This window comes from Rossellomorea sp. LjRoot5, assembly GCF_964253455.1.
Lineage (GTDB): Bacteria > Bacillota > Bacilli > Bacillales > Bacillaceae_B > Rossellomorea.
This window is the reverse complement of the sequence record NZ_CAXUQN020000001.1, coordinates 350,928-368,609: the sequence shown is the minus strand read 5'-3', so window position 1 is coordinate 368,609 and position 17,682 is coordinate 350,928. Positions and strand designations below refer to the sequence as shown.

Genomic DNA, 17,682 nt, shown 5'->3' with positions numbered 1-17,682 from the left:
GAATCACCCCTTTATCGCAGATTCTTTTTTGCTCATGAACTTGATATTAATCACAGAGAAAATCAGAGTAATGATGAATAATACGACCCCTGCCGCACTGGCATAGCCCATTTGCAGCTTATCGAAGGCTTCTTCATAAATGTAGAAGACCAGTGTTTTCGAGCTGTTCAACGGTCCGCCGCCGGTCATGACGTAGATTTCTTCGAACACCTTCATGGCGGAAATCGATGACATGATGGTCACAATCATGATAGAAGGCATCAATAAAGGAATGGTAATATGCCAAATCTGCTTCCACTTACTTGCTCCGTCAATGTCTGCCGCTTCATATAAATCGTCTGAAATCGACTGCAGTCCAGCCAGGTAAATGACCATATAATAGCCAAGCCCCTTCCAGACGGTTACGACCATGACGGCAAAAATGGACGTAGTCGTCGAAGTCAGCCAATTCACCGGTTCCGATATCAAGCCAAGTGATTCCAATATGTAATTCAGGATACCTTTGTCTGCATAAACCCATTTCCACGCAATTCCCACTACGACCATGGACGTGACAACCGGTACATAGTAAGCGGAACGGAAGAATCCAATCCCCTTAACCTGCTGGTTCACAAGAATCGCAAGGAAGATCGGCAGGATCACGAGAGCCGGAACGACGATGACCAGGTATAATAAGGTCTGCCAGAGCACTTTCCAGAACAGTGCATCGGAGAATAGTCCTTTATAGTTTTCCAGCCCGATGAATTCTGCATCGGTGACAATGTTGTAATTCGTGAAGCTCAGCCAGATGGCATTGAGCATAGGATAGAAGATGAACGCACCCAGGATGATGACACCGGGTATCAAAAATAGAAATGGTGTTAACGGATGATTTCTCAAACGGACTCCCCTCTTTTCTCCATCGCTTGAAATAAAAGCTTGGCTGCTCCAAGCATTCCTGCCTGATTTCCTAGCACAGCAGGATAAACACTTGTATTCACATAATATTCCTTCAATTTAACCTGGAAGCCGTCCCACCAATGGTCCTTTGAATCAATCACTCCTCCTCCGATGAAGAGGACTTCTGGATCAATGGCCACAGATATGTTGTAAACGGCAACGGCCAAGTAATCTAAATATCGGTCAACCACCTGCTTGACCTGTTGATTTCCATTTGAATATTCCTCAAAAGTCTCTGAGCCATGCCGGAAAGAACGATGACATTCAGTGAAAACGTCTTGCATAAGTGCCGTACCCGACAGATACTGCTCCAGGCAGCCGTTCTTCCCGCAATTGCATGGCTTTCCATTTGGAACGAGCACGACATGGCCCCATTCCCCACTTTGATGGTGGTGGCCATGTAAGACCTCACCTTGTATGGCGTTCGCTCCCCCGACACCGGTCCCAAGGGTCAACATGACCGCCGTTTCGGGATTTCCTTCCCACTTCCAAAGCTCTCCCAGGAGAGCGACATTCGCATCATTGTCGACTGCACATGGCAGTCCGTAGCGCGTTTCGATTTCTTCTTTTACTTGCGTTCCCTGCCAGGAAGGCAAGTTGTCTGTCGCGTAGACGACCGTCCCTTTCACAGGATCCACACGGCCTGCCGTACCGATCCCGATTCCTGAAATAGTGCAGTCTTCCTTCATTAATAGATCAATCACTTGAAAGATTGAGCCGAGGATTCCCTCTCTCCCGTTCGAGATATCGGTGGGTACCTTTTCCTCGTGGAGGATCGTGCCATCCTTTTGAACAACCGCCCCTTTGACCCCGGTACCCCCGACATCGATTCCAATGACCTTCATCGTTTCACCTGCTTACCAGTTTAATAGATTTTGTCTACAACGGCTCTTGCGGTTTTCTCTTTCATGCCAAGGGAGAACTCTTTATTGTGGAGGGCAAGTCCGGTACATAGCAGATCGATGACGAAGAGCTGTGAAATCTTCGCGATCATGGATCCACCTTCAAGAGGGGATTCCTTCCCGCCGCTTAACAGAACTGCATCGGCAAGCTTCGTGATTGGTGAACGGGCATAGTACGTGATGGCGATGACGCTTGCTCCGTTTTCTTTGGCCAGTGTCAGGGAATCGATTGTGTCTTTGGTGCTTCCCGAGATACTCAATCCAACCACCACATCCCCTTCTTTCACAGTGGCAGCCGTCATGGACTGGATATGTGGATCGATGACCGCATCCGAACGGTATCCGATCCGAAGGAAACGATTCTTCGCATCCAATGCCGTCAGTCCCGACGTCCCGACTCCAAAGAAATGGATGGATCTTGCTCCGGAAAGGAGTCTGATCGCTTCTTCCAACGTTTCTTCATCCAGCTTATTGACGGTTTCATCCACGGCGTTCTTCGTATAAGAAGCAATCGATTGAATGAAGCCGGCTGGCTTACTGGGATCTGACTCTTCTTCTTGAGACATGGAAGATAAATCCTTCGCCATGGCAAGCTTGAACTCCTGATATCCTTTCATGCCAATCTTCCGGCAGAAACGGAGCACCGTCGTTTCCCCTACCTCCGCTACATCGGCAAGATCTGTCACCGAGTAGTAGAGGGCTTTTTCCATTTGTTCTAACACAACTATCGCCACTTTTTGCTCGGACTTTGTGAGGGAAGGATAATAGCTGTTAATTAACCCTCCTAATTTGCTCTTTGATGCCGTTTGTGCCTGCATCTTGATTACCTCCTTTATTCTGGATGGATTGTACAAACCTTTTCGTGATTTCCTGCGGCCTTGTGATGGCCGAACCGACTACGACAGTGTGAGCTCCCATATCCAATGCCTGACACACTTCTTCCGGAGTCGAAATCCGCCCTTCGGCAAACACCGGAATCTTGATGGTTTCAACCAATTTTTTCAATAACTTAAAATCAGGCTCACATTGCTGAGGCGAATACGGCGTGTATCCCGACATGGTCGTGCTGACACAGTCGACCCCGAGCTCCACGGCATGAACGCCTTCTTCATAGGTGGAAACATCCGCCATGATCGTTTGCCCTTTTGACTTCAGATACGATATCAAGCTTTCCAGCGATTCACCGTTCGGACGTGTTCTCGTCGTCGCATCAATGGCGATCATGTCCACCCCTGCTCCAATCAGTTCATCGGCTTCCTTCCTGGTAGCCGTTATGTAGACATCACTTCCCGGATAATCCCTCTTCACTAATCCAATGATCGGTAAATCCACGTACTGCTTAATGGTTTTAATATCAACCGCACTGTTTGCCCGGATTCCCGACGCACCACCGACGTAAGCGGCCTTCGCCATTTTCCCCATTACATCCGCCCCGTGCAATGGTTCATGTTCAAGGGCCTGGCAGGAAACCACGAGCTTCCCTTTCAATTGTTCAAAAACGATTTCCTTGCTAATCATATTGTCTTCACCGTGCTTTCATTGAAATGCAGAAAGGGAGATAAACTCCCTTTCCTCCATTCCCTTATTTAGATAGCGTTTCGTTCCATTTCATTTCTGCCTGATCCAATGCTTCATCCACTGTCATATCTCCTAGCATAGCCGCATGAAGCGCTTCGTTCATGGATGTTAGTAGTTCCTCAAAATTCTTCATTGGTGGAATCAATACTTCACTATCCTTTAATTGCCCTGCTGATACGATACGAGCCTTATCAATCGGAGTCGCATCTTTCGGCTCTTCACTGAAGTACGGATCATCAAGAGCCGTTTCAATGGATGGAAGGATGGCTGTCTGTTTATCAAACTCCACCTGATTCTCTGCATTCGTCAGGAAAATGGAGAAGTCCACTGCTGCCTTTTGATGGTCAGATTGCTTCGGTACGACAACGTTCATAGCCGCTACGTTTTTCTTATTCGTATCACCTGTGATAATTGGAGCGGTTCTTGTCGCTTTTAGAATATCCGGGGCATTTTCTTCTACAATCGTTAAGAATTGTGGGCCTGAAGGCAGGATCGCAATTTCACCTGCTTGATATAAATCGACCGCTTTGGAGTGCCCTTCTGTTAACACTTCACGTGGAATCAAATCGTTTTTGTAAAGGTCCACGAAGAAGTTGAATGCTTCCTTCCCTTCTGCCGTGTTGAAAGTTGCTTTCGTCATGTCTTCATTGGTTAAATCCACGCCCATCATCACCATCGTCTCAAGTAGATGACTTCCATCTAGAGCCGGGAAGAACGCGTATTTACCTGTTTTATCTTTAATCGTTTTTGAAACGTCCTTTAATTCTTCGAAAGTGGCCGGTGCTTTCTCTGGATCCAATCCAGCTTCTTTGAAGATATCAGAGTTATACATCGTTACTTGTGAAGATAAGTACCAAGGAATACCGAACGTCTTGCCATCGAATGTGTTGGAAGACCAGATATTCTCAAAGTACTTACTCTTCACATCTTCCGGCACCATTTCATCCATATTCACCAATGCATCAAGCTCTGCCAGTTTCGCAGCGAATTGAGGATTCAGATTGGCTACATCCGGAGCCGTTTTAGAAGCGACTGCAGAGAGAATCTTTGTCTCCATATCCCCCCAAGGAATATCGACCCATTTCACTTTTACGTTTGGATTCTCCTTTTCAAAGTCAGTGATGACTCCATTTAAGTAATCATCAAACGTTGGAGATAATTGCATCGTCCAGAATTCAATTTCAACCGGATCGTCTTTCGTTCCCTCTTTTTGTTCACCTGAAGAGCTGGATTTGCTGCTATTACAGGCAGCTGTAAATAGCATAGCAAACATCAACATAAGCGTTAATAGAAACTTTCCATTTTTAAACATTCTGTTCATCCCTTTCCCCTTTTGTAATCGTATGGACAAAATAGTTCAGTGCTCGCGGCAAGTCCCTTCGCCAAAAATCCCAGAGGTGCTGTTCGTCTTCTTCGTAGTATGTAATGGTATCTGTGATGGAGAGAAGTTGGTTGTGAAGAATTCGGTTGATGGATAAGATGGGCAGTATCTCTCCCGTTAGCGGATACGTAACTGCTTCCTCTTGAAGACCGACTACTTGATACACCTTCCATAAAGAATTACGAATATTTTGAATTTTATTTACATGACTGACTGTAAAAGCACCGGATTGCAGTAGTAAGTGGGACCAAGACTCTGGAGATGCACAGGCTATACTCATGGATATAGCTGCTCCTAAAGAATCCCCCAATAAGCCCACTTTACGAATTTCCTGCCCTTCCCTGCCAAGCTTTGCCTGTAAATTTGGTAAAAGTTCTTCTGTAAAAAAATGCACGTACGATTCATGAAGCTCACCATCTGGATGATAAAGATGATAGCGATCCATGGAGTTTAACGGTGGCACAAGAACCAACATTAAATGGATGTGCCCTGAATTTTTCAGAACCGTTTGGATTGTCTGTTGAATATGCCCTATCTCGACATAATCCAGCCCATCCTGAACAAACAATAAATCTGCTACATCACCTTGACCCCTCTTGTACTCGCAGGTGTAGTAAAGTTGATCTCTGCGTAGATGCTGACTGGTGATCACGCACTCTTTCAAGCTAGCATTCAACGACCCTCTTCTCCCCCTTTCCTGGTATAGGTTCCCCTATTAACTTCTATCCTAGCATATGAAAGCGCTTTTGTGAATATGTTCTCCATTTTTTATTTTTTTGGTGGATTATTGCTCCAAAATAATAAAAGGGATGCCTTCCTTCTCTCTATAAAATATTTTCAATTTTATGATCAGAAAGAGCCAAATTGGCATTTGAAACCCGACCTCACCACCAACCTTCTAAAATTCACTCCCATAAGGTAAAATAATGACATGATCCAGAACGAACAAGGAGGATGTTGATTGATCACAATCAAGGAAGTGGCCAGAAGAGCCCAAGTATCAAGCGCAACAGTATCCAGAATGTTGAATGATTCCGGGTATGTAAGTGAAGAGGCACGAGATCGAATTCTGAAAGTAATAGAAGAAACAGGATATGTTCCGAGTGAGAATGCGAAGTCGCTGCGGACAAAGAAAACGAAGGTGATTGGGGTCATCTTGCCGAAGCTCGGTTCAGAAACGACGAGCCGGATGGTGAATGGGCTGGACCAGATCCTTGCCGAAAAGGGGTATCAGATTTTACTCGCCAACACCAATTTAAATGCTACTAAAGAGATCGAGTTTATCAGACTTCTGAAAAGCAGGGATGTTGAAGGCATCGTCCTTTCGGCTACGAATACGAGCGGACCATTAATAGAAGAAATTCAAAAGTTGAAGATTCCGGTAGTGGTCGTTGGTCAGGACCTCCCCGATACGCCTTCCGTTGCCTTTAATGAGATGATGGCGTCGAAGGACATGATCGATTACTTCATCGAAAAGAAACATGAGAAGATTGCTTTCATCGGAGTGAGCGAATCAGACAGGGCAGTAGGATTGCTAAGAAAACAAGGCTATCTGTCAGCAATGGAAGAACATGGCCTCCGGATCGAGGAGCATTGGATTCAAACGGCTGTTTTCGATGTGGAGTCCGGTTATCAGGCGATGAAGAACATCATGGAAGATTCAAAACACCGCCCCACAGCGGTATTTGCCGTGACGGATCGTCTTGCGATCGGTGCCATGAACTATATCAAACAGGCGGGTTTGCGGATACCTGAAGACATTGCTTTGGCTGGAGTAGGAGCTTCCGAACTCTCTCAATATGTCACTCCCTCCCTCACCACCGTTGATTTCCATTACCATAAAGCCGGACAGGAAGCAGCCAATAAGATCCTGGCTCAAATCAACCATGAGAACATACCGAACGATAAAAGGGTATTAGACTATAGACTAGTAAAAAAAGATAGTGTATAATTTTGTGTAATCGATTACACACCACTTTCAACACATGTGTAATCGATTACACACAACGTCCATTCATTCCCCCTGGTATCGGCATAATTCAGCTGATACTATTAATTTTCTGAAATATGTAATCGATTACACACAAAAGAAGGAGGAGAAATCATGTCTGATAACAGAAAGATTGCAGAGGACATTCTATCAGGTGTCGGCGGTGAAGAAAACATCCTTTCCGTTGCCCATTGTGCCACCCGTTTACGAATCATGGTTAAAGATAAAGAGAAAATCGACCAAGTTGCCATTGAAAATACGGAAAAAGTAAAGGGAGCATTTTTCAACTCCGGTCAATACCAAATTATATTAGGAACCGGCACGGTTAATCGCATTTATGAAGAAGTAAGGCAATTAGGAGTTGCGGGATCCACAAAGACTGAACAATCGAAAGAAGCCGTCAAGAACGGAAACGCATTTCAACGTGCCATTCGTACATTCGGTGATGTGTTTGTACCGATCATACCAGTCCTTGTCGCAACCGGTCTGTTCATGGGACTGCGTGGCCTCGTACTACAAGAACAGATTCTATCCTTCTTTGGCATGACGCCGGATGATATATCTGAAAACTTCATATTATTCACTCAGATCCTCACAGACACAGCATTTATCTTCTTACCCGCCCTCGTCGCCTGGTCGACCTTCAGAGTATTTGGCGGTACACCGATTGTCGGAATGGTCCTTGGCCTTATGCTTGTGAGTCCATCACTGCCCAATGCCTGGGGTGTTGCCGGAGGGGATGTACAGCCACTTGAGTTTCTCGGGTTCATTCCTGTAGTAGGGTATCAAGGATCCGTTCTTCCAGCTTTCATTGCCGGTATTCTTGGGGCAAAGCTTGAAAGACAGATACGGAAACGGACCCCGGAAGCACTGGATTTAATCATTACGCCGTTTCTTACATTATTGATTATGATTACTCTAGCATTATTCGTGATCGGACCTATATTCCACAGTCTGGAGAATGTGATCCTTGATGGAACAGTCGCTGTTCTGGAATGGCCTTTTGGCATTAGCGGACTTATTATTGGTGGAATCAACCAGATAATCGTTGTAACGGGGATTCACCACATCTTTAATCTTCTGGAAATTCAGCTTCTTGCCAAATATGGAAACAACCCCTATAATGCGATCATCACCTGCTCGATTGCAGCACAGGGCGGCGCAGCTTTGGCAGTTGGATTAAAGACCAAGTCCAAAAAACTGAAAGCATTGGCTCTTCCTTCTTCCCTATCTGCATTTCTAGGAATCACAGAGCCAGCTATTTTCGGGGTCAACCTCCGTTACGGAAAACCATTCATCATGGGACTTATCGGCGGTGCAGCCGGCGGATTCCTAGCTTCCCTCATGGGATTGAAAGCAACAGGGATGGCTATTACCGTTATACCTGGTATGTTGCTATATTTAAACGGACAAATCCTTCAATATCTATTCATTAACATTGTCGCCATCGGAGTAGCCTTCGCCCTTACCTGGATGTTCGGGTATTCGAATAAGAAAAATCTTGAAATTGAAAAGTAGACAGACACTAAAGAAAAGCAGGTGAATGGCTCTCACCTGCTTTTCTTCCATACACGTAAAGAACCCTACACGAAAGGATTTATTCCATTATGACAAAATATACCGAACCGAAATATAGAACCATCCACGAAGCAGAAGCAAACGAGTTGGAAAGCCTTAAAGAAAAAGTGGCTGCATCTCTGTGGAAACCCGCTTTCCATATCCACCCTGAGCATGGTCTCTTAAATGATCCCAATGGTCTTGCCTACTTCAATGGTGCGTACCATGTCTTCTACCAGTGGTTTCCGTTCGGAGCATATCACGGAATGAAGCACTGGGCCCATGTAAAGTCCACTAATCTGGTGGAGTGGGAACGGCTGCCAACAGCTCTGGTCCCGACTGAGGATTATGAGTCACATGGTGCCTATTCCGGAGCTTCCATGGAAGTGGACGGGAAGTTGTACCTTTACTATACAGGGAACATAAAATTTAGCGCTGAAGAACGATCGGCCAATCAGTGTCTTGCCATCATGGAAAAGGATGGACAAGTCCGGAAATATGATAAAAATCCGATTATCAAGGGTGTCCCGGCTGGATTTACCGGTCATGTCCGCGATCCCAAAGTGTTTAAAAAAGGGAACATGTATTACATGCTGCTCGGTGCACAACGCGAAGATAAAACCGGCGCAATCATTATCTATGAATCGAAGGACGCCCTGGACTGGTCGTTCAAGGGAGAATTGAAATTGGACCTGGACTTACCGGAATCGTGCTATATGCTGGAGTGCCCTGATTATTTTGAAATCCAGGGACAAGAGATTCTTGTTGTCTCCCCACAAGGGCTGGAAGCGAAAAAGCACGACTATCAAAATCTTTACAATGTGATTTATGCACTTGGTAAACTGGACATCGAGAACCTGACATTTGACGTGACAAGCTATGAGGAATTGGACAAAGGCTTTGACTTTTATGCTCCCCAAACATTCGAAGGAAAAAGCAATGAACGGTTAATGTTCGGCTGGGCGGGCATGGCTGAGGTGGAATATCCCACCGACCAAGAAGATTGGGCACATTGCCTGACACTTCCGAGGGAGCTTGATATCGTGAACAGTCGACTTATTCAAAAGCCGGCAAAAGAATTGAAACAGCTGCGAAGTAAGTCCCAATCAGATGTCCGGACGCTGGATAATGGCTCAACCAAACTCCATTCCGGGTTCCTCTCATTTGAGTTGGAAGCTTCCATCGAATCCAGTGGAGCAGACTCTTTCGGGGTAGAACTTTTCTCATCGGAAACCGAGGGACTTGTCTTAGCATTTGATCGTTCCAGTCAAACCGTTTCGTTGAATCGCGAGAATTTCCATACCTCATTTGATAAGGAAAATGGTTTGGTGCGAAGTGCTGAGCTCAGCATCGGGGACAGCGTTAAAGTACAGGCATTTGTTGACCGGAGCATTGCCGAAATTTTCATCAATGACGGTGAGGTTGTTTTTACAACAAGAGCCTTCCCCATGCAGCAATCAACCGGAGTCAAACTATTTACAGATAAAAAACTAACCTGTACCTATACGATCCATCAACTGAAGAGTAATAACTCACTTTAGATAAAGGTCCGTCCCTCACTGCTTTAAAGCAATGAGGGACGGACCTTTCAATTTGACCCGGAACTTAGCGTAAGGCAACTTATATTTTCTCGTCCAATAGATAGAAGAATCAAAAGGCGACCTCCTACATCATACCTTCAACAACCGCACAACCTGCTCCACCGTCACCCGGATCTGCTCACTCGTAACCTCGCTCCTCAAGGCTTCCTCCAACGACCGGCACTCGGTCTGAATCGAAAACACCGCATCCAGATACTGATTCACCTCTGCCAAATCCGTATCGATCCGACCTGCAATTCCGATCACTTTCTTACCGTGCTTCTTCGCCAGTCTCGCAACCCCAACGGGTACTTTCCCCATCAGTGATTGCTGATCCAGACTTCCTTCACCGGTAAAAACAATATCCGCCTTCATTACTTTCTCTTCCAACCCCGTAAGCTCTATAATCGTGTCCACTCCGGATTGAAGAGTCCCACCTAAAGCGGCCACGATGCTTCCACCGAGTCCTCCGGCGGCTCCCGATCCAGCTACCTTTTGAACGTCAACACCATATACTTCTTTAAAAAGGGAAGCCATCCTCACCAAACCGGCATCAAGTTCGAGAATCCCCTCAGATGTCGCCCCTTTTTGTTTTCCGAAAATATGAGCAGCACCTTTCTCCCCATAGAATGGATTCGTGACGTCACTCGCAATCGTAAACGAGCATTCCTCCAGTCCGGGCAACCGCTCCCGATCTGAAAATGAAGCCGCCTGAAGTAACGGATTCCCTTCCACACCGAGCTCTACTCCGTCCTCACCATAAAACGTCCATCCCAAAGCCTGCAGCATACCGACGCCACCGTCATTCGTCGCGCTCCCCCCAAGGGAAATGACGATATTGCGATATCCGTTCTGAACAGCATCCTTAATCTGTTCTCCCAGACCATACGTATTTGCTTTCATCGGGTCCCGCTTCTCAAACGGAACGAGAGGAAGTCCACTGCTTCTCGCACTCTCGATAAACGCCGTGTCCCCGTTCAGAACAACATATCGAGCAGTGACAATGTTCATTAACGGATCATGTACCCGAACTTCCTTCTCTTCTCCATCAAGGCAAGTGAGCAAGGCATCCAGGGTACCCTCTCCACCATCCGCCATGGGAGAGTTCTCCACATAAGCGGATGGCCAAGCCGATAGAACCCCCTTTCGAGCCGCTTCACCCACTTCAAAAGCAGACAATGAATCCTTATAAGAATCCGATGCTATTAAAACATTCATCTCCTACACGCTCCTATAAAAAGATGCCAGAAGCCTCACACAGCGACTGGCACCTTAAATTCATCTATTGTTTCACCCACATAAATTCATATGGACGTAATTCCACAACTTCACTTACTTGCTTCCCACTCACGAGATCGACTCCTGAGTGAGGCAGATTCACTTCAACATGCTTCGCATCCAGATTGACGACAAACATGATGCTTTCACCTGTTTCCACATTGAATCGCTTCAGTCCGAATACATTCCCACCAAGTTCCAACACTTCCTGCCCTGCATAAGGAGAAAAAGCAGATTCCTTCTGGCGGATCGAAATCATCTCCTGTAAGCCTTCGAAAATCCCTTTGCGACGAGAATCCGTCTCTAGTTCCTCAAAGATGCTACCAAGCTCCAGCTTCTCACGATTGATCCGGCGGTTGATGCCAGATGCTTCAACACCGGCTTCATCATTATGAGAACCGAGTAAAGAATGATAGTAAACGGCCGGAACTCCCACAAACGATAACAGGATGGAGTGTGCGGCAAGCATCTTCTTCACTTCAAGTTCTTCCGTCGTATCCTTGCCTTGATTGACCAGGGCTGCTGAATAGTTGATGTTCAGCTCATAGACAGACTGGCTGCCGTCACTATTGGCTTTATACGAAACACGGCCGCCGTTTTCTTTCACTTTATTCACAAGCAGCTGTTTGTCATCCTCGGTCAAGATCCCTTCTGTGGGACGCATCCCGATTCCATCATGACTTGCAAGGAAATTGAAATAGGTCGCAGTATCCGAAACGGTATCGATCGTTTTCGCCCATTCCGTCAGCTTCTCACCATTGTGTGTCGTCAGTGAAAACAACACCAATGGAGGCAGGGAAAATTGATAAACCATATTGGCTTCATCGGTCCCATCACCGAAATAGCTGATGTTTTCTTTGTGCGGTACATTCGTTTCCGTAATGATCTGCGTATTCGGTTTGAAGAAGTCCATGACCTCTCTCCATAGCTTGATGATTTCATGGGCCTGTGGCAGATGGATGGACGTGGTGCCTGATTCCTTCCAAATGAACCCGATGGCATCGAGGCGAATACTGGTCCCGCCTTTACTTGCATACTCGAGTAAAATATCCGTCGTTTCCTCTAATACCGGGAAGTGGCGGAAATTCAAGTCAACCTGGTCTTCACTGAAGGTCGTCCAAGCCGTTTTCACGCCGTCACGCCCTTCGTATTCATGATATAAAGGCGAAGTGCGGGGACGGACCACAGCACTCGTATCAAAAGAAGGATCTCTCGGAACAAAGTATTCCTGATATCTTGCTTCGCCATTCAGATACCCTTGAAACCATTCACTCGATTTTGAAATATGATTGGCAACAAAATCAAACATTAAGCGATAATCCCGTGACAGCTCTTCAATGTTTGTCCAATCACCGAGCTTCTCATCCACTTGACGATAGTCCACGACGGAGAATCCATCATCGGACGTATAAGGAAACATTGGCAGCAGGTGGACATCCGTAACGGAGCCCTTCATCTTTTCATTCAAGAAGGTGTGAAGAGAGGCAAGCGTTGGCTTACCTTCTTCGTAGATACTGTCACCATACGTGATGAGATACACGTTTTCTTCTGACACAGGGGCGGCGCTTTCCCACGAGTGACGGCTCCACTTATCCATCAGCTCGGTAAAAGAAGTCAGGAACTCCTCTTTGAAATCTTCCCCATAAATCGTTCGCAATCTCTTTTCTACATTTTGTACTAATTCTTGCTTGGTCATCTTTTCACCTTCTTAAGATAGTTTTAATGTGAGGTGGCTCTTCGGATTGAGTACAATCTCCGTACCCGCTTCACCCTGGTATTCCTCTGCAAGATTTGTCGTAACAACCTTACTGAATGCATGTTTAAACGTCACGCTTTGAACGGTTTCCGCCGGGTTGAACAAACGAACAACCATCGACTTGTCATCATAAGCACGTTTGCAGCTGCTCATGACCACAGATGGGTTGTCCATTTCCAATAATGAAACGGTGTCCTCCATCTCCCTAACCGGATAAGGAATCTCAAAACGCTCAAGGCGCTCTTCAAAGGTATTTAAGCTTTGCTTCTGATAAGAACCATATCGATCCACGTATTGATCCGTCAGCCCGAACATCGCCACAGGCTCTGCATTTCCAACATAAAGAGCATATTCAAACACCATTCTTTGCTTCATCTGGGCGTCTGGGGTGTAGACGACTTTGTTATTAATACCCGATGCTCTTCCTGGACGCCACATGAGATCATCTTTTCCTAACAACCCGACGCTTCTGAATAGAGTAAGAGCAAGTTCTCCTGATTCTTCAACCACTTCATATTCCTTGATCCCTCTTGTTACAGTTGCAAACGTATGAGAATCAGCTGACACCCCTGCAAAGTTTTCAAGTGAATAAATCGGAACCGGCGCTTCGGCAAATCCATTCTCTTTCCAATCCTTCATATACGGATTGTTCACGCTTCTCTCAATCAGCCCGAAGCCCTGATCGGCAAAAGAAGTTTGAGGCTGTTTTACGCCTGTATTTAATCGAACGCGCACACGATGATCACAAACCGCATTCTCGATCGTATGTTGAACCCGAACGAAGGTTTCATTTTTTCGAAGTTCAAGAGTCGAAATGATCACCAGGGGTTCACTATTGATTTCTGCCTGACGGTCCTCCAGATTCCCTGGCACAAGCGCCTCATGCTTCACCATCATTTTCTGTGAAAGCTCACCTTCCTCTACAGAAAGCAGTTCACCATGCTCCATCCATAGAGGTTGATCCCCTTCTAAAGGAGAGAAATCATAGGAATCCCCCGCATCCCCTACATTTTCAAAGCGAAGCAGATTGGAAATCAAGGTGCCATTGTCTTTCTCTGTCAGGGTCAGATTCCCTTCGACGAATTCCACTTTTACATGTTCATTTTCGATGGCCTGACTACCTTTCTCTTCAAGCTCTTTCATTCCTTCGCTGATTTCTTCCACGATGTAGGTCTGATACCCTAATCCGGCAACATCCTTCAGTTCTGCCATCACGACTGTACGATAATAACCCGGTACTTCCACCTGTTTCTCACCTTCTGCTGTGACCACGATTTTCTTACCACCGCTGATATATTCCTGATCAATGGCTTCAATCACAACAGGCTTCCCAGCAAGATCCTTCACGTTGAACTGATCAGACTTCGTAAACAAGACAGCCTCCACCGTGCCGGAGAATACAGACGCATTTGTATTAAAGAAAACAAAAATGGAGTCATGACCAAGTTTCTTACTGATGGCTTCTGTCATTTGTTTCTTCAAGATATTCAGAAGTCCGTCAGCAATCCGGTTCACCTTTTCCAATCGTTGGACGATATCACGGTTGGTGTCATCAGAGTTACATCCGCCGATGCTGTCATGGGCGTGAACATCGAAGAGTTCCTTCCACATCCCGTCCAACCACGACTGTGGATAACGCAGACCTAGAGACTGACCGATGACGGCCAGTGGCTCCAGTACATTCAGGATCTTATGTTCGACTTCATAATTGGCTTTCTTAATATCATAGCGCTGGGAACGAATCGTGTTATGAATACGGGACTTCTGCGTCGCCGTCAATTCGCCTTCGATCACATTTGTAAAATGGTCTTCATTCTCCCATGCATCTTTCATGAAGGTTTCATAGTCGGAAAGGACAAACTCATAGTCCTCTGAGCCCTCATTGAGCTTCTTGATGGTTTCAGGGAAATGCTCACGCACAAGCACCTGATCTCCGCCTGCCGGAAGTAAGAGATGATCACTATTCTGGTTCATATCCGCCAGTTTCCCGAGAATCGGAAACAGGCGTTCTTCCTTATACTCCTCTGAAGCTTCAAGGAATTTCCCCGGTCCATATCCGAAATAAATATTATTGGCATTCACCGTTTCGCCGTCAGGGGATTTCCACGTGAAGTTCAAATCACCCTTTAACTGATCCGTATAAATCCCGCGCTGAAGGACGCTGTTATCGATACCGAACCCTTTGAAGATAGAAGGAAGATACTGATTCTGCCCGAAAATATCCGGCAGATACCCGCAATTCATGCTGTGACCGAAGCTCTTCGATATCTTCGTTCCGTATAGCAGGTTACGGATGATGGATTCTTTATTGACAAGCAGAGAATCCGTTTGCGTATACCAAGGCCCGATAAACAGCTTCATCTCTTCCACAAGCTGCTTCAAACGGTCCCTGTTTTCAGGACGGACCTTCAGATACTCTTCGACGATGCTCGCCTGGGCATCAAATACATAGCCTGTATAGTCTTCATCTGTTTCCAGGACATCTAAGAGATGATCAAGGTTTTCTGCAAGTAACACATTTGAATCTTCTATTGTAAAATACCATTCACGATCCCAGTGGGAATGAGGTACGACATAAACACGCTTTTTCATGGATGTTCCCTCCAGATAATAGGTAAAGGGTTCCGGATCTATGACGACCCGGCCCCCTTTTTTGTGATTATTGTTCGTTCTTTTTCAAAATGGCAAAGCGGATGAAAATGTTTGCGAAAGCGATGAACAATACCCCGACTGCAAGTCCAATGAGATATGCCCAAATATTTTCAACAAGCGGCCATCCCCAAATAGCCGGAAGTGGATACCACTGAACGGCTCCAAGTACGACGGCCGTTACAGATCCCAGGACCGCTCCGATGATGTTGATTGGAATGGTGATCAATGGGTTCCGAAGCATGAATGGAATCCCACCCTCACTGATGGCGATAAATCCTAGTAATAGTGACGTATTCCCCGCCACACGCAGGTTTGCATCGAACACACGGCGTCCAACGACATACTTATCGATGACCGTTGCAAGTCCCAATCCGATCGGCGGGATGACAATCGCCAATACGCGGGCAGTCAATGGATAGATTTGATCTGCTGCAAGTCCGATGGAAATGGCACCTGCCGCTTTGTTGATCGGTCCACCTAAGTCAAAGGCTGTAGCTGCAGCGATGATACTTGCAAGTACGACATTCCCTGCACCTTGAGCCGCTGTGATCCAGTCACTTAGAAGGGCATTCAACCCACCAAATACAGGATCTACAATATAAAAATTCAAGAAGAAAATCGTTAACACGGAAATCGCTGGAATGATGAGCATCGGCTTCATCGCGATCAGATTTTTATTCAGCTTAATTTTTTCATTTAAGAATTTAGATACATAACCAGCCGTCAGTCCAAGGATCAATGCTCCCAGGAAACCTGATGGAATTCCGCCTTCAATTCCCCAGAACGTATAGTGAAGACCTGCCGCGAATACCCCTCCGATAAAACCGGATACGAGTCCGACACGGTCGGCGATGGCGTATGCCACAAATGCACCGAAGATCGGGTACATGAATTTAAAGATCATTCCACCGAACTTATCGAGATGATGGAGAATGACTAATAGTTCATTTGAATCCGTCGCATATTTAATATCATTGATGGTATCAACGAGCCCGAGCGGCATGGCGGCAAGCTTCGCAATCCCCATCATGAGACCCGCTGCCACAAGGACAGGAATCATATACGAAATACCTGTCATGACTGCCTGTGTGATTTCAGACATCAGACCCTGCTTACTTCCGTTTGTTGAAACCTCGTCCTCACTGCTGTCTCCCGTTACGGTTCCATCAGGATTCGTCAATGCTCTGTTGATGATATCTTTAGCGTGCTTTAACGGTTCGGCAACTCGTGTCTGCACGTAAGGCTTACCTGCAAAACGCTCTTTATTCTTAGGTGCAATATCAGTCGCAAACACAACGGCATCCGCTTCTTTCAAGATCGCCCCGCGGTGCTCGTCTTCAATTCCATTCGCACCTTGTTTCTCAGTGAGAACACGGACACCCAGCTCACGCCCTGCCTTCTCCAAAGCTTCAGCAGACATATACGTGTGAGCGATACCCGAAGCACATGCCGTGATCGCCAGTACGGTTTTTGTATACTCTTGTGGAGTGTCGATAACGTTTTCTTTTTGATCCAATAATGCTAAGAACTCGGAAGGAGAAGAAGCGTTCATCAAGTTATCGATATACCCCTTGTCCATCAATCTTGTACTCAGTTCAGACAAGACGCTTAAATGAGTAGATCCTGCCTCCGCATCCGGAATGGCCAGCAAGAACACGAGCTGTACTTTGTTCATCGGATCGATGCTTTCCCATGTATCAAGACTATTTCGTAGTCTCGCAACAGAAAACTTCGCTTTCTTTACTGCTTTACTCTTTCCATGAGGAATGGCAAGTCCAGCCTCAAGCCCAGTAGGAGAAATCTCTTCCCTCTCAAGAACTGCCTGTAAAAACTCTTCTTTCGATGTTAAAACGTCCTGTTGATATAACGCATCAACCATCGTTTCAAGAACTTCTTGTTTCGTGTTTGCTTCAATATCAAATATGACCAGTTGTTCATCTGTCATTTGTCTTAGTTCCAATGAGGTTCACCTCTCAAGTAATAATTTAGGTTTATGAAATCCCTTACAATGTAGTTATATCACAGAAAGAATCGGGACTTTTGTACATAGAGCGTACAATTGTACAGAA

General features: G+C 45.9%; 13 protein-coding genes. 3 read left to right on the top strand and 10 right to left on the bottom strand.

The genetic code is table 11. The features are described 5' to 3' along the window. Nucleotides 1–3 precede the first annotated feature (3 nt). The 6 genes from ACSQ2E_RS01870 to ACSQ2E_RS01845 form a co-directional block, all read right to left on the bottom strand. On the bottom strand, nt 4–879 hold the full coding sequence (locus tag ACSQ2E_RS01870; RefSeq protein WP_435989104.1) for a carbohydrate ABC transporter permease: 876 nt from the start codon (nt 877–879) through the stop codon (nt 4–6). Then, a complete protein-coding gene (locus ACSQ2E_RS01865; protein ID WP_435989103.1) occupies nt 876–1,784 on the bottom strand; it encodes an ROK family protein in 909 nt (302 codons plus the stop codon). The genes ACSQ2E_RS01870 and ACSQ2E_RS01865 overlap by 4 nt, the downstream gene beginning before the upstream one ends. Nucleotides 1,785–1,804: 20 nt before the next feature. Next, on the bottom strand, nt 1,805–2,659 hold the full coding sequence (locus tag ACSQ2E_RS01860; RefSeq protein WP_435989102.1) for a MurR/RpiR family transcriptional regulator: 855 nt from the start codon (nt 2,657–2,659) through the stop codon (nt 1,805–1,807). Further along, a complete protein-coding gene (locus ACSQ2E_RS01855) occupies nt 2,613–3,359 on the bottom strand; it encodes an N-acetylmannosamine-6-phosphate 2-epimerase (protein ID WP_435989101.1) in 747 nt (248 codons plus the stop codon). The genes ACSQ2E_RS01860 and ACSQ2E_RS01855 overlap by 47 nt, the downstream gene beginning before the upstream one ends. A gap of 64 nt (nt 3,360–3,423) precedes the next feature. After that, on the bottom strand, nt 3,424–4,740 hold the full coding sequence (locus tag ACSQ2E_RS01850) for an ABC transporter substrate-binding protein (protein WP_435989100.1): 1,317 nt from the start codon (nt 4,738–4,740) through the stop codon (nt 3,424–3,426). Next, entirely contained in the window at nt 4,724–5,476 is a 753-nt protein-coding gene (locus tag ACSQ2E_RS01845; protein WP_435989099.1) for an alpha/beta hydrolase, read from the bottom strand. Before ACSQ2E_RS01845 ends, ACSQ2E_RS01850 begins: the two co-directional genes overlap by 17 nt. 285 nt (nt 5,477–5,761) lie before the next feature. Between ACSQ2E_RS01845 and ACSQ2E_RS01840 the strand changes: the two genes are divergently transcribed. The 3 genes from ACSQ2E_RS01840 to ACSQ2E_RS01830 all read left to right on the top strand — a co-directional run bounded on the left by ACSQ2E_RS01840 (nt 5,762) and on the right by ACSQ2E_RS01830 (nt 9,888). After that, nucleotides 5,762–6,751: a LacI family DNA-binding transcriptional regulator gene (locus ACSQ2E_RS01840; protein WP_435989098.1), complete on the top strand. Its 990-nt coding sequence runs from the start codon at nt 5,762–5,764 to the stop codon at nt 6,749–6,751. A gap of 153 nt (nt 6,752–6,904) precedes the next feature. After that, nucleotides 6,905–8,308, top strand: a complete 1,404-nt coding sequence (locus tag ACSQ2E_RS01835; protein ID WP_435989097.1) for a sucrose-specific PTS transporter subunit IIBC — start codon at nt 6,905–6,907, stop codon at nt 8,306–8,308. An 89-nt stretch (nt 8,309–8,397) separates the two neighbouring features. Beyond that, nucleotides 8,398–9,888 carry a glycoside hydrolase family 32 protein gene (locus ACSQ2E_RS01830; protein ID WP_435989096.1) on the top strand — a complete coding sequence of 497 codons (1,491 nt, stop codon included), beginning with the start codon at nt 8,398–8,400 and terminating at the stop codon, nt 9,886–9,888. 129 nt (nt 9,889–10,017) lie between these two features. Here the strand turns inward: ACSQ2E_RS01830 and ACSQ2E_RS01825 are convergent, their stop codons facing one another. From ACSQ2E_RS01825 to ACSQ2E_RS01810, 4 genes are all read right to left on the bottom strand, one after another. After that, nucleotides 10,018–11,145 carry a glycerate kinase family protein gene (locus ACSQ2E_RS01825; RefSeq protein ID WP_435989095.1) on the bottom strand — a complete coding sequence of 376 codons (1,128 nt, stop codon included), beginning with the start codon at nt 11,143–11,145 and terminating at the stop codon, nt 10,018–10,020. Nucleotides 11,146–11,209: 64 nt separating this feature from the next. Next, nucleotides 11,210–12,901, bottom strand: coding sequence for an alpha-amylase family glycosyl hydrolase (locus tag ACSQ2E_RS01820; protein WP_435989094.1), 1,692 nt, complete (start codon nt 12,899–12,901; stop codon nt 11,210–11,212). Nucleotides 12,902–12,913: 12 nt separating this feature from the next. Continuing rightward, complete coding sequence (locus tag ACSQ2E_RS01815) at nt 12,914–15,553, bottom strand: glycoside hydrolase family 38 C-terminal domain-containing protein (RefSeq protein WP_435989093.1); 2,640 nt, start codon at nt 15,551–15,553, stop codon at nt 12,914–12,916. A gap of 67 nt (nt 15,554–15,620) precedes the next feature. Further along, complete coding sequence (locus tag ACSQ2E_RS01810; protein WP_435989092.1) at nt 15,621–17,573, bottom strand: fructose-specific PTS transporter subunit EIIC; 1,953 nt, start codon at nt 17,571–17,573, stop codon at nt 15,621–15,623. Nucleotides 17,574–17,682 lie beyond the last annotated feature (109 nt).

What these genes read in the sequence shown, in the direction of transcription:
- ACSQ2E_RS01860 (WP_435989102.1), bottom strand. Translation starts at nt 2,659, where the DNA reads ATGCAGGCACAAACGGCATCAAAGAGCAAATTAGGAGGGTTAATTAAC.
- ACSQ2E_RS01820 (WP_435989094.1), bottom strand. Translation starts at nt 12,901, where the DNA reads ATGACCAAGCAAGAATTAGTACAAAATGTAGAAAAGAGATTGCGAACG.
- ACSQ2E_RS01855 (WP_435989101.1), bottom strand. Translation starts at nt 3,359, where the DNA reads ATGATTAGCAAGGAAATCGTTTTTGAACAATTGAAAGGGAAGCTCGTG.
- ACSQ2E_RS01825 (WP_435989095.1), bottom strand. Translation starts at nt 11,145, where the DNA reads ATGAATGTTTTAATAGCATCGGATTCTTATAAGGATTCATTGTCTGCT.
- ACSQ2E_RS01815 (WP_435989093.1), bottom strand. Translation starts at nt 15,553, where the DNA reads ATGAAAAAGCGTGTTTATGTCGTACCTCATTCCCACTGGGATCGTGAA.
- ACSQ2E_RS01865 (WP_435989103.1), bottom strand. Translation starts at nt 1,784, where the DNA reads ATGAAGGTCATTGGAATCGATGTCGGGGGTACCGGGGTCAAAGGGGCG.
- ACSQ2E_RS01830 (WP_435989096.1), top strand. Translation starts at nt 8,398, where the DNA reads ATGACAAAATATACCGAACCGAAATATAGAACCATCCACGAAGCAGAA.
- ACSQ2E_RS01850 (WP_435989100.1), bottom strand. Translation starts at nt 4,740, where the DNA reads ATGAACAGAATGTTTAAAAATGGAAAGTTTCTATTAACGCTTATGTTG.
- ACSQ2E_RS01835 (WP_435989097.1), top strand. Translation starts at nt 6,905, where the DNA reads ATGTCTGATAACAGAAAGATTGCAGAGGACATTCTATCAGGTGTCGGC.